Source organism: Pseudomonas paracarnis, from assembly GCF_904063055.1.
In the GTDB taxonomy this organism is placed as follows: Bacteria; Pseudomonadota; Gammaproteobacteria; order Pseudomonadales; family Pseudomonadaceae; genus Aquipseudomonas; species Aquipseudomonas paracarnis.
Genome location: NZ_CAJFCN010000001.1, coordinates 97,819 through 109,713, shown reverse-complemented (window position 1 = coordinate 109,713; position 11,895 = coordinate 97,819). Strand labels below are relative to the sequence as shown.

The window sequence follows — 11,895 nt, the reverse complement described above, 5'->3', positions numbered from 1 at the left end:
AACGATCAAAACACGCAGCCACTAAAAAGGGCGCCGTGCATTGACTGCACGGCGCCCTTTTTAGTGCCCAGGGGTTTACTGGTATTGCTGGTACGGGTTGCCCTGGAACTGGTTGTTCTGCTGTGGCGCCTGCTGCTGGCCAGGCTGGCCGTATTGCTGGCCAGGGATCGGGCCGAGGTTGACCTCGACACGACGGTTCTGGGCACGGCCATTCACGTCGGCGTTGCTGGCAATCGGGTTATCCGGGCCGGCCCCGCGTGCGCTCAGGTTGGCACCGTTGACACCTTGGGAGGTCAGGTAGTTGGCCACGCTCTGCGCACGGCGCTGGGACAGGTCCATGTTCAGTTGACGGCTACCGGTGCTGTCGGTGTAGCCAACGATCTGGATGGTGTTCTGGTTGAACTGCTTGAGGGAGTTGGCCAGGTTGTTCAGCGGCTGATAGAAGCTGCTGGAGATCGCGTCCGAGTTGGTGGCGAAGGTAATGTTACCCGGCATGATCAGCTTGATCTGGTCGCCCTGGCGCTGCACCTCAACCCCGGTATTGGCCATGCTTTCGCGCAGTTTTTTCTCCTGCTGGTCGGCGTAGTAGCCGTAGCCCGCCGCACCGGCACCCGCAACGACTGCGCCAATCAGCGCGCCCTTGCCACGGTTGTTATGGTCGATGGCTGCACCGGCCAATGCGCCAGCCAGCGCACCGAGGCCGCCGTACTTGGCGGTTTTGCTCATGCCGCTTTCGGAACCATTGCTGGCCTGTCCCTGGCTGCCGTCATAAGGGTTAGGTGAAGCGCAGCCAGACAACAGGGCTACGGCGGTAGCGACAACAAGCAGACGACGCGGAGTGAACATGAAGGAAGCTCCTACTTTTGCATTCTGTGATGCAGAGGACATTGGCAATGGACCTGTGCCGAGTTTGGAACGCGACAAACGGCAAAAATTCCGTGCAGGGGTGCGTAAAGCATAGCTGTCTTTGGCTCGGGCCTGTGCCTGTGTGTCTGTACCGGCTTGTATCAGAGCCGACAACCCATCACGCACGCACGAAAGGATTCTCCCGCATCTCATCGCCCAGCAACGTATCCGGCCCATGCCCAGTGACCACCGTCGCGCCTTCGTCCAGCGTATACAGGCGCTGCTTGATCGACCGCACAATCGTCGCCTGGTCGCCGCCCCATAAATCCGTACGCCCTACCCCGCGACGAAACAAGGTATCGCCGGCGATCAACAGCTTGGCGTCGGCAAACCAGAAACTCATCGAGCCCGGTGTATGCCCTGGGGTGTGCAAGGCCACGCCGCAGCCGCAGGCCAGTTCTTCGTCATGCTCCAGCCAGCGATCCGGAGACGGCACCGGGACGTAGGGCACGCGAAACATCTGGCATTGCATTTCCAGGTTGTCCCACAGAAATTGATCATCCTTATGCAGGTGCAACGTAGCACCGGTCTTTTCCTTCAATTGGCCGGAAGCCAGGAAATGATCAAGGTGAGCATGGGTGTGGATAATGCTCACCACCTTCAGGCCCAGCGCATCAAGGCGCGCCAGAATCAACTCGTGATTGCCGCCGGGGTCGACGACGATGGCTTTTTTTGTGACCGGGTCACCAATGATGGTGCAGTTGCACTGCAACGGGCCGACGGGAAAGGTTTCGCGAATCAACGGTTGTTTTTCAATAGTCATGGGTGTCCTGCAAGCTCTCTGGCGCGTTCCAAGTGCAGTATGGTGTAGCTTGCCCCTGCTCTGGAAGGAGTCGATTGCGCGGTCTATCCGCTGCTAAGCTACACACGCGCCATTGAAATCCCCCGCTGCAGTCAGTCGCATTTGGAGCAACACCCATGGCGAATCAACAGATCATCTGCGAGCACTGCGACTGCGTGTACGAGAAAGTCACGCTCGCCAAACATCAAAAAGCCCTATGCGTACGTTGCTCGGGCGTACTGCAGCGCTATAACGGCTTGTCGGTGCAGCAACGCCTCGCCCTGACGGTGACTGCCGCAGTGCTGTGGACCTTCGCCAACTTTTATCCGGTGATGAGCATCAGCCTGCAGGGCTTGAAAAACAGCGCCACCCTCTGGGACTCAGTGGTTGCACTGAGCCTGGGGCCGATCACGTTCATTGCCTTGGTAGCGGCGATTTCCATCATTATCGCGCCGGTGTTTCAGCTGCTATTGCTGATCTGGGTGCTGAGTTTCGCCTTGGCCGGCAGGCGCTCGCCGGCGTTCAAGCTGTGCATGCGCTGGCTCGAAGCACTCCGGCCCTGGAGCATGCTGGAGGTGTGCCTATTGGGCGCGATGGTCGCGGTGTTCAAGCTGGCCGGCATGCTGGATGTGATCCCAGGCACCGGCCTGTTCGCCTTGGCCGCTCTGAGCCTGTTGCTGATCCGCATTGCCGGGCGCGATGTGCGCGACCTGTGGGACACCGTATGAATTCACCGCCCACCGCCCGCGAGCTGAACCTTTGCCTGTGCCACACCTGCGGCCAGCCCTGCGACATGCGCCTTGAGCCCACCGAGTGCGACCGCTGTGGCGCCGCGCTGCATCGGCGCAAGGTGCAGTCCCTGACCCGAACCTGGGCCTACATGCTCACCGCCCTCGCCTTTTATGTCCCGGCCAATTTATTGCCAGTGATGAACACCACCATGCTCGGCTCGGGCGCAGACAGCACCATCATGAGCGGCGTGCTGGAGTTCTGGCAACATGGCGCCTGGGACATTGCGCTGATCATTTTCATCGCCAGCATTGCCGTGCCGGGCATCAAGTTCCTGTCGCTGGGGCTGCTGCTGGTCACTGTGCAGCGCAATAGCCAGTGGGCGCGCAAGGAGCGTTCGAAGCTGTTTCGGTTTATCGAACTGATCGGCTATTGGTCGATGCTCGATGTCATCGTGGTCGCCCTGGTGGCCGCACTGGTGAAGTTTCAAGCCCTGGGCACGATAGAACCGCGCCTGGGCATTCTGTTTTTTGGCCTGGTGGTCGTGTTTACGATGCTCGCGGCCATGAGCTTTGATCCCCGGCTAATCTGGGAAAACCCACATAACGAGGAGACCTCGGATGAGCTCATCCAAGGCTGACACCCCTGCGGGGCAACCCGTGATCAAGACGCGTCGTTTCAGTGTCTCGCTGGTCTGGATCGTGCCGATTGTCGCCGTACTGGTGGGGATCTCGCTGGTGATTCACAGCGTCATGCAACAAGGGCCGACCATCGTCCTCAACTTCAAGACCGGCAGCGGGCTGGTTGCCAACAAAACCGAGGTCAAATACCGCAACGTGGTGATCGGCCAAGTAACCGCCGTAGCTCTGAGTGATGACCAGAAAAGCGTCAATGCCACCGTCGAGCTGGTCAAACAGGCCGAAAGCTTCACCCGCGAAGATTCGAAATTCTGGGTGGTGCGCCCGCGCATTGGCGCAGGCGGCGTGTCGGGCATCGACACGTTGTTGTCCGGCGACTATATCGGCGCGGACATCGGTCAATCCGAGACCCGCGCCAAGCACTTCACCGGCTTGGAAAACCCGCCGCCCATCACCTACGGCGAGCCGGGCAAGCGCTTCACCCTGCACACCCAGGCCCTGGGTTCCCTGGACATCGGCTCCCCCGTCTATTACCGCAAGATCCCGGTGGGCCAGGTGGTGGCCTATGAGCTGGACAACGAGGGCAAGGGCGTGAATGTCGAAATCTTCGTGCATGCGCCCAATGATGTGTACATCACCGAGAACACGCGGTTCTGGAATGCCAGCGGCGTCGACTTGAGCGTCGGCGCCAATGGCTTTGCGCTGAAAACCGAATCCTTGTCGTCCATGTTGATGGGCGGGATCGCCTTCCAGGCGCCGCCCTACAACCCCAATGACAAACCGGCCGAAGAAAGTCGCAGCTTTGAATTGTTCGAAGACCAGCAAAGCGCCCTCGCCCCGCCCAACGGCAAGGGGCAATACATGGTCCTGCGCTTCGATCAGGCCCTGCGCGGGCTGAAAGTCGACGCACCGGTGGAGTTCCTCGGCGTCGAGTTCGGCAGGGTTGTATCGATCAACCTGGATTTCGATGCGAAGAAACGCACCTTCCCGGTCAATGTCGGCATCGTGATCTACCCGCAACTGCTCGGCGAGGCCCACACCAAGCTGCTCAAGGCCATGAACAATAACCCTGACGATGAGGCAGCCGGCGTACGCCTGATCGGGACCTTCATCGAAAACGGCCTGCGCGCCCAGGCTCGCAGCGGTAACTTGCTGACCGGCCAGCTCTACATCGCCCTGGACTTCTACCCCAAGGCGGAAAAAGTCGCGTTCGACCCGAACCAGCGCCCCGTGGGCATCCCCACCATCCCGGGCAACCTGGAACAGCTGCAAGAGAAGTTCGAAGGCATCGTCAACAAGATCAGCCAACTGCCTGTCGAGCGTATTGCCGGCAACCTCGACGCCAGCCTGGTCGAACTGCGCAAGGGCCTGGCGCAATTCAACGCCAAGACGCTGCCGGGTGTGCAAACGACCTTGGCCGACGTGAGCAAGACCCTGCAATCGGCCAGTTCAACCCTGGCCGAAGACTCGCCGCAGCGTGAACAACTGACCCAGACCCTCGACGAGTTGGGGCGCATGTCGCGTTCCCTGCGCGAGCTTTCGGATTATCTGGGCCGGCATCCGGAGTCGCTGATTCGCGGCCGCCCCGATAACGCCGCACCGACGGACCTGCAAGGGCCACCCCGCAAATGACCATTGGAGCCGCCATGACATTGCCGTTGAAGATCACGTTACTGAGCGCCCTGCTGCTGCTCGGTGCCTGTCGCAGTGAACCCATCGCTTTTCATACCCTGACCCCGGCGCACTTGAGCCCGAGTACGCGAGCAGAGGCCGGCGGTGTGCGCATTGAGAGCATCAGCGTGCCGCCTCAGGTCGACCGCGCGCAGATAGTGATCCGCCAGGGCGACAGCGGCCTGGCGATTCTTGAAACCCAGTGGTGGGCCGCCACCCTCGCCGATGAACTGAGGAGCGCCTTGGTCGATCAATTGGCCAACAGCAATGCCCGGCAAGCCGTGGCTTTACGCGTAGACGTGCAGCGGTTTGACTCGGTACCGGGGCAGTACGCATTGCTCGATGTGCGCTGGCGCCTGAGGCAAGTCAATGGCGATCGCCCGGCCTTGACCTGCCGCACCACCTTGCAATCACCTGCCGGGCCGAGCATCGACGAGTTGGTGGTGGCGCATCAGAACAACCTCAAGCGTTTCGCGGCGCTGATCAATCAGACCGTCGACACCTCACTCAAAGGCTGCCCGACCACGCCATAAACCCAGGGCTCAGGCCAACAAGCCCATGGCCTTGGCCCGCGCTACTGCCTGGGTACGACGCTCCACGCCGAGCTTGCTGTTGATGTGGCTGGCGTGGGTCTTCACCGTGTGCAGAGAGATGAACAACTGGTTGCTGATTTCCTGGTTTGAACAGCCTTGGGCAATCAGTTGCAGCACCGCCAGCTCTCGGGTGCTGAGGGTTTCCTGTTGAGGTGCGGCTTCAACTGCGCTGACTTGGGGCAGCAACGCCAGCAAGCTCTGATTGAGCAGCCCATGGGAATCCTTGCCCAACTGCTCGCGCATCCACTGCGGGTAACCCTCCAACAACCGTTGAAACGGCTGCAACGCACCACCCGAACCGGCTTCCAGGGCACGGGCGAACACCGGCCTGGCCTTGGCTTCCTGGCCATTATCCAGAAGTAACTGCACCTGCTGGACCAGCGCCATCAGGGCAATCATCTGGCGCCCACTGTCATGAGCCTGCTGGGCCAGCGCTTCCAGGCGTTGCAGCGCACTGTCGGGCTGATGGCGCGTGGCATCGAGCGCGGCTTGTTGCAGCTCGATATGTTGCGGCAGGTGCGGATGAAACTCGGGGGCGGCCGCGGCGTGCTCGCCGTTGTAGGTCTGCCCCAGGCGGGCCAGCCAGGCGTCGGCCAGGTCAGTGCGCCCCTGGGCCAGCCACAACTCGCATTTGATCAGGGTGATCATCGCCAGGTAATAGATCGGCGGCACATCCCAGATGTGCATCAAGCGTTCGGCCTCGGCCAGTTCGGCAAAAGCATGGGCAAACTCCCCACGCCGCCCTTCGAAGCTGGCGATGACGCAGTGCCCGATCAGCACGCTGATATCGCGGCAAGCACGGGCCTCGGCCAGGCCGGCGCGCAAACGCGCCAGGCCGGCTTCGGGCTGGTAACGCACCAGCAGCAGGTACCCCTCGTACAGCGACAGGCGTGCGCGCACGGCATACAGGCGCTGGGGCGCCAGCCCATGCAGGCGCTCGAGGCCCTGGCGGGCTTCATCCAGGGAACGCAGGATCTCCCCCCGCGCCTGCAGCACCCGCGCCCGGTCGTAATGGGCCAAGGCTTCAAACAAGGGGTTACCGACGCGCTGCGCCAGCTCCAACGATTCGCGGTTCAGACCACGAGCGCGCCACAGGTCGGCATCGACGATCGCCAGGTTGGACAGGGTCGAGAGGCACATCAGGCGCTGGCCGTAACGCTTTGGCGGCAAGCTTTCCAACGCTTCGTTGCAATAGCGCTGGGTCAGCTCACGGTCTCCGCGCCCACGGGCAATAATCCCGCTCAGCGCCAACCATTGGGCCAACATGGATTTTTGCGCGGTGGCCGATGGCGCCGGCAGGAAGCGGCTGAGGTAGCTGGACAGCTCCTGCGCTGCATCCAATTGGCATGCGAGCCCCAGCGCCCAGCTGTACAGCACGATCAAACGCGGCGTGCTGATCAGCAGGCTGTCGGGCAAGTCCATCTTCCAGCGCAGCAGCATGCCGATGTTCTGCTCTGCCAGCAGTTGCTCTTCGGACAGGTTCTGCACCAGATTCGCCGCCACATCCAGATGCCCGGCCCGCAGCGCCTGCTCCACCGCCTCGTCGATCAAGCCCTGGGTGTTAAACCAGCGACAGGCGCGCAAGTGCAGGCTGGCCGGCGGCAAGGTGGCGCTTTTCTCGCGGCGGGTACGCAGCAGATCGGAGAACAAATGGTGATAACGGTACCAGTGCCCTTGCTCATCCAACGGCACCAGGAACACTTGATGAGCCTGCAAATAGCGCAGGATTTCTGCGCTGTCATGGGCCTCGCGGACGGCGTCGCATAATTCGCTGCAAAAACGCTCCTGAGGTGCGGTGTCATACAGGAACGCTTGCACTTCTGCGGGCAGGCAGTCGATGACTTCTTCGAGCAGGTAATCGCGAATCAGCCCTTCGCCACCGTGCAGGCTTTGCGGCAAGGCGCCCTCACTGCCGGCTTCGGAGGCCGCCAACAACCAGAAGCGCAGGCCGGCGACCCAGCCCTCGCTACGACGGATCAGGTTTTCCAACGCCTCACCGCGCAATGCATTGCCGTGTCCATCCAGCACCGCCAGGGATTCGTCATGGGTCAGGCGCAGGTCTTGCTCATGCAGTTCCAACAGGTGTCGCGACAGACGCAGGCGTGCCAGGTGCCAGTCCGGACGCTGCCGGCTGGTGACCAGCACCACCAGGCCATCAGGCAAATGATTGAGAAAAAACTGCAGGCAGCGATCCAGCACCGGGCCCTGGGCCAGGTGATAGTCATCCAGCACCAGCAATAACGGCGAACGTGCAGACAGGTGCACGGCCAGTTCGTCGAGCAGGCCATCGAGCCATTCTTCGAAGGCAAAGGGTTGGTGACGCTGGCGCATTTTCAGCAACCCCAGGGATTGGGCGCCGAGTTGCGGAAAATACTGTTGCAAGCCGTCGAGCAGCCGCTCCAGGAAACGGCCGGGGTCACTGTCACGAGGGCTCAGGCCCAACCACAGGCTTTGCCACTGGGCTGGCAAGCCCTGGCAGAACTCCACCGCCAACGAACTCTTGCCGAACCCCGCGGGCGCGCTGACCAGCAACAGTCGCCCATCAAGGCCCGCATTCAGCCGTTCGCACAGGCGCGGGCGCAGCACGTAGCCGTCAGGCAACGGGGGCCGGTAGAAGCGGCCTTCCAGCGGCGGCATCACCACACTGGCAGGCCCATGGGTTCGGGACAGATCAGTCATCGCCGGGCTCTTGTAGAAGGCTGTTGTCGGCATTGCAGATGTCCGCAGACTAGCGGTAAAAGCGGCGGGATTGTAGATCTTTGCAACAAATGGCTGAAAAAGAACTGCGACAAGAAATATCCCTTCCAGCCGCCAAGCAAGAAGCAGGAGCGAGCTTGCTCGCGAAGCACAAAAAAAAACGCGCCCATCCAGGAATGATCGTTCCCACGCTCTGCGTGGGAATGCAGACTTCGACGCTGCGCGTCGACTTTTGAGGCGTGACGCAGAGCGTCACAGGAAGCACTCCCACGCAGAGCGTGGGAGCGATCATTCAGAGAGCATCAGCAGAGGTTAGCGAACACCGTCCTGGCGCAGGGCCGCTGGGGTGAAGTCGCTGGTGCTGGCGGTGAAGCCGAAGTCATAGGCCTGCTTCTCTTCGTTCTTCATGCCCAGGGCCAGGTAGCGGCCGGACTGCAGGTCGTAGAGGGTTTCCAGGGCGTACCACGGCACTTGCTTGTCGTAGTAGTTCTCGCCATGGGCCTCGGCGACGCGCCACAGTTGGCCACGACCGTCGTAGTGGTCGATCACCGCTGCCTGCCAGGTGTCTTCGTCGATGTAGAAGTCACGCTTGGCGTAGATGTGGCGCTGGCCTTCCTTCAAGGTGGCGACCACGTGCCAGACACGGCGCAGCTCGTAGCGAGCCAGGTCCTGGTTGATGTGGCCAGCCTTGATGATATCGGCGTACTTGAGCTTGGGATCGTCGATCTTGTAGCTGTTGGAGGCAATGTAGATTTCTTTCTTGCCTTCCAGCTTCCAGTCGTAGCGGTCCGGCGCACCGTTGTACATGTCGAGGTTGTCGGAGGTGCGCAGGCCATCGGCGGCAGTACCCGGCCCGTCATAGGACACTTGCGGCGCCCGACGCACACGGCGCTGCCCGGCGTTGTAGACCCAGGCCGAACGCGGTTCTTTGACCTGGTCCAGGGTTTCGTGCACCAGCAGCACACCACCGGCCAGGCGCGCTGGCGCAGTCACTTGCTGCTTGAAGTAGAACAGCACGTTGCCTGGGTTTTTCGGATCGAAGTCCTTCATCTTGTCGCGGAACACGAACTGGTCGCGGAAGTACACCAGGCTGTAGGAACCGTTGGTTTGCGGGGTGGCCTGGGTAACCAGGCGGGTCACGCTGCCACCGCGATAACGGGTGATGTGGTTCCAGATCACTTCAACGCCGCTCTTGGGAATCGGGAACGGGACGGCGGTTTCAAAGTTTTCCAGACCGTTGCCGCCGGACACCAGGTTGGTGGTGGTGGCGTTTTTCTTGATCGAGGCAAACACCTCGGCCGGCACGGTGGCGCCGCGATGGGTCGGGTACACCGGCATCTTGAAGCTGTCCGGGTAACGCTTGAACATCGCGTATTGCCCGGGGGCCAGCTTGTCTTTGTACTGCTCGACGTTCTGCGCGGTGATGGTGAACTGCGGTTGCTCGCTGGCATACGGGTTGGCGAGGAAACCACGGGCGTCGACCGCACCGGCATTGGTCGGCAATGGCGACCATTTTGGAATGGTGCCGGCCGCGTTACCGGCCATCTCGGCGCCCATCGGGGTCAGGGTCGTGCCGAGCTTGGCGGCTTCATCTGCCGAGACTGCCGCCATGACGTTACTCGCCAGGATCGACAGCCCAAGCACACCCACGTGCAACAGACTTTTTGTTATTTTCATGCTCTGGTCTTCCTGAATACATGCCACTTGAAAAGAGTGTGCTTAGAAGTTGGCGCCGAAGCTCAAGGCGACAAAGTCGCGGTCATCCACAGTGCTGAACTTGCCACCAAAGAAGTTGGTGTACGCCAGGCTCGCGGTATAGGTGTTCTGGTATTCGGCATCCAGGCCCAGGCTGACCGCCTTGCGACCTTCTTCAAAGTTGCCGCCAGGGCCTGGCGAGTAACCTTTGACGTCATGGGACCAGGCCACGTTGGGTTTGAGGTTCACGCCCGCGAACACGTCCGGGTATTCCCAGATGGCACGGGCGCGGTAGCCCCAGGACGTTGCGGTGGTATAGCCGTCGTTGTTGCAGTTGGTGTTCAGGCCAGCAGCGTTGGGCAAGCCGGCGCCGTTGGCGGTGGAGTTGTTGAGGGCGTTGCAGAACCCACCTGGCAGCGTGCCTGGGCCGAACACCGGGTCGCGGCCGTAACGAGCCTGGGATTTGCTTTCCAGGCCACCCACGTGGGTCACGCCGATTTCACCGACGGTGGTGAGGCGGCTGGCGCCCATGACCTGGTCGAAGAAGTGCGTGAAGGTGGTCTGGAACTGGGTGACCTCCTTGCGGTTGTAGCCGTGCAGGTCCTGGCCCGGCGTGCCCTTGAGCACGGACGCATTGCCAAAGCCGGGGATCGGCGTGACACCGGCGAACAGAATGTCAGTGGTGCTCAACTGCACCGGCGCATTCGGACGGTAGCTCAACTCACCGCTCCAGGCGGTGCCGGTAGGCAAGGTGGTGGAGAAGCTCAGGCCGTAGAGGCGAATATCTTCCGGGTACTCGACGAAGTAGTTCGAGCTGCCCGCCACGATCAACGGTCGCAAGGCCCCCAGTGGCCCCAGCGGACGCGTGTAGGCCGCCGATGGCGCGCCCTGCGCGCTGAAGATCGGCGCACGGCTGTGGTAGTTCATGAAGTAGGCGCCGAATTCGGTATCCAGCGGTTCGAAGTTGTAGCGCATGGCCACGCCAAACTGGCCGCTGTCGCGGGCATCACGGTCCGGCCCACGGCGCACCAGCACGCCTTCGCTGTTCACGTCCACCCCCAAGGCACCCAGGGTCGGCAGGGCGGCGGCAGGAATGGTCGAACGCTTGTTCAGTACCCGCAGGTTATTGCTGCAACCATCGGAGATCACGTCCGGCTGCGAGAAGAACGTGCCGCAGTTATCGGTCACGGTCTGGTCCCACTCCAGCTGGTAAAACGCCTCGGCCGACAGGTTGTCGGTGAGCGACTGGGACACGTAGAACATGTTCACCGGGATCAAGCCTTCCTTGATCTCGGCCCCCGGACGGCGAAACGCCGACACGTCGATCGGGTTGATGGAGTTGATGCCGCCGCCGATGAAGGTACTTTCCCCCCAGCTCACCACCTGCTTACCAAAACGCACGGAACCCGGCGCATCGGCAATCGAGTAGTTGTGGTAGACGAACGCATCGAGAATCTGCCCGCCCGAAGACTTGGCGCCTTCCTTGCGGTTGTTGTCGCTGATGTCCTTGAACGGACGGCTTTCGTCCTTGAGTTCAAAGTCGTACCAGTACTTGCCCCGCACAAACACACCGGTGTCGCCGTACTTCAGTTCCAGGTCGTGGATGCCCTTGAAGATCTTCGAGAACGTTTCGCCGCGCTTGAAGTTCAAGTGCCCGTCATCGGAGGTCTGGGACAGGCCCTTGCCGCCGTTGTTGGCACCGATCAGGTCACGATTGGGTTTGGCCGTGGACCAGCTCGCCCCCACGGAAAGCGACGAGTCAAAGCTCCCTTCGATTTCACCAATGTTGAAACTGACGCCGAATGCCGGCCCGGCGAGCGTAGAAGCGAGGCTGACGGCCAGGGGCAGTCTTGCCCGGCGCCAGAACTGGTTTACTGAGGTCATCGACGCTACTCCATGTGCATATTTTATTGTTATGGCAGTGAGCCCTTTCTTCAGATGTAACGGCCGGGATACAACGATTCCAATGCCGCATCGCCACCGAGCCTCCATGGCTCGAAGCGCAACATCCGCGAAAAACTCTGAAAGGGACTATAGCCAGAGGGGGGTAGTGCTTGATCCCTCTAAAGTGTGATTTGCATCACCAACCTGTCTGCCACAACCCTTTCGCCACGCCGACGAAGGTCGACGCGGGAAGGATGGCTGAAATTCGGCAAATCACAAGTAAAGGCTTGATATAGAGCAT

The 11,895-nt window shown here is 61.2% G+C and carries 10 protein-coding genes; 5 read left to right on the top strand and 5 right to left on the bottom strand.

Annotated elements, in window-relative coordinates; translation table 11 throughout:
- Positions 1 to 75: 75 nt before the first annotated feature.
- Positions 76 to 846 carry an OmpA family lipoprotein gene (locus JMV15_RS00530; RefSeq protein WP_019816951.1) on the bottom strand — a complete coding sequence of 257 codons (771 nt, stop codon included), beginning with the start codon at positions 844 to 846 and terminating at the stop codon, positions 76 to 78.
- A gap of 178 nt (positions 847 to 1,024) precedes the next feature.
- A complete protein-coding gene (locus tag JMV15_RS00525; RefSeq protein WP_014716965.1) occupies positions 1,025 to 1,669 on the bottom strand; it encodes an MBL fold metallo-hydrolase in 645 nt (214 codons plus the stop codon).
- A gap of 155 nt (positions 1,670 to 1,824) precedes the next feature.
- Between JMV15_RS00525 and JMV15_RS00520 the strand changes: the two genes are divergently transcribed.
- The 4 genes from JMV15_RS00520 to JMV15_RS00505 are packed head-to-tail and all read left to right on the top strand — an operon-like array spanning position 1,825 to position 5,258.
- Complete coding sequence (locus JMV15_RS00520) at positions 1,825 to 2,415, top strand: paraquat-inducible protein A (RefSeq protein ID WP_014716964.1); 591 nt, start codon at positions 1,825 to 1,827, stop codon at positions 2,413 to 2,415.
- Positions 2,412 to 3,056, top strand: a complete 645-nt coding sequence (locus tag JMV15_RS00515; RefSeq protein WP_014716963.1) for a paraquat-inducible protein A — start codon at positions 2,412 to 2,414, stop codon at positions 3,054 to 3,056. The genes JMV15_RS00520 and JMV15_RS00515 overlap by 4 nt, the downstream gene beginning before the upstream one ends.
- Positions 3,037 to 4,686, top strand: a complete 1,650-nt coding sequence (locus JMV15_RS00510) for a PqiB family protein (protein ID WP_014716962.1) — start codon at positions 3,037 to 3,039, stop codon at positions 4,684 to 4,686. The genes JMV15_RS00515 and JMV15_RS00510 overlap by 20 nt, the downstream gene beginning before the upstream one ends.
- Before the next feature lie 14 nt (positions 4,687 to 4,700).
- Positions 4,701 to 5,258 (top strand): PqiC family protein, encoded by a 558-nt coding sequence (locus JMV15_RS00505; protein ID WP_019816952.1) that lies wholly within the window; start codon positions 4,701 to 4,703, stop codon positions 5,256 to 5,258.
- A 9-nt stretch (positions 5,259 to 5,267) separates the two neighbouring features.
- Here JMV15_RS00505 and JMV15_RS00500 read toward each other — a convergent pair whose 3' ends face one another.
- The gene (locus tag JMV15_RS00500) at positions 5,268 to 7,997 is read right to left on the bottom strand and encodes a LuxR C-terminal-related transcriptional regulator (RefSeq protein WP_014716960.1); all 2,730 of its coding nucleotides are present in this window, start codon (positions 7,995 to 7,997) and stop codon (positions 5,268 to 5,270) included.
- A gap of 89 nt (positions 7,998 to 8,086) precedes the next feature.
- Here JMV15_RS00500 and JMV15_RS00495 point away from each other — a divergent pair, with 89 nt between their 5' ends.
- Positions 8,087 to 8,251 carry a hypothetical protein gene (locus JMV15_RS00495; protein ID WP_153649474.1) on the top strand — a complete coding sequence of 55 codons (165 nt, stop codon included), beginning with the start codon at positions 8,087 to 8,089 and terminating at the stop codon, positions 8,249 to 8,251.
- Positions 8,252 to 8,327: 76 nt separating this feature from the next.
- On the opposite strand, the gene JMV15_RS00490 is transcribed toward JMV15_RS00495, so the two are convergent.
- Together JMV15_RS00490 and JMV15_RS00485 are read right to left on the bottom strand one after the other, a co-directional pair.
- Positions 8,328 to 9,692, bottom strand: coding sequence for a DUF1329 domain-containing protein (locus tag JMV15_RS00490; protein ID WP_014716959.1), 1,365 nt, complete (start codon positions 9,690 to 9,692; stop codon positions 8,328 to 8,330).
- Positions 9,693 to 9,734: 42 nt separating this feature from the next.
- Complete coding sequence (locus JMV15_RS00485) at positions 9,735 to 11,594, bottom strand: DUF1302 domain-containing protein (protein WP_003188640.1); 1,860 nt, start codon at positions 11,592 to 11,594, stop codon at positions 9,735 to 9,737.
- Positions 11,595 to 11,895 lie beyond the last annotated feature (301 nt).

Bases quoted from the DNA above. Each gene is read 5' to 3' on its own strand.
- JMV15_RS00485 (WP_003188640.1), bottom strand. From the start codon at position 11,594: ATGACCTCAGTAAACCAGTTCTGGCGCCGGGCAAGACTGCCCCTGGCC.
- JMV15_RS00505 (WP_019816952.1), top strand. From the start codon at position 4,701: ATGACATTGCCGTTGAAGATCACGTTACTGAGCGCCCTGCTGCTGCTC.
- JMV15_RS00515 (WP_014716963.1), top strand. From the start codon at position 2,412: ATGAATTCACCGCCCACCGCCCGCGAGCTGAACCTTTGCCTGTGCCAC.
- JMV15_RS00520 (WP_014716964.1), top strand. From the start codon at position 1,825: ATGGCGAATCAACAGATCATCTGCGAGCACTGCGACTGCGTGTACGAG.
- JMV15_RS00525 (WP_014716965.1), bottom strand. From the start codon at position 1,669: ATGACTATTGAAAAACAACCGTTGATTCGCGAAACCTTTCCCGTCGGC.
- JMV15_RS00530 (WP_019816951.1), bottom strand. From the start codon at position 846: ATGTTCACTCCGCGTCGTCTGCTTGTTGTCGCTACCGCCGTAGCCCTG.
- JMV15_RS00510 (WP_014716962.1), top strand. From the start codon at position 3,037: ATGAGCTCATCCAAGGCTGACACCCCTGCGGGGCAACCCGTGATCAAG.
- JMV15_RS00495 (WP_153649474.1), top strand. From the start codon at position 8,087: ATGGCTGAAAAAGAACTGCGACAAGAAATATCCCTTCCAGCCGCCAAG.
- JMV15_RS00500 (WP_014716960.1), bottom strand. From the start codon at position 7,997: ATGACTGATCTGTCCCGAACCCATGGGCCTGCCAGTGTGGTGATGCCG.
- JMV15_RS00490 (WP_014716959.1), bottom strand. From the start codon at position 9,692: ATGAAAATAACAAAAAGTCTGTTGCACGTGGGTGTGCTTGGGCTGTCG.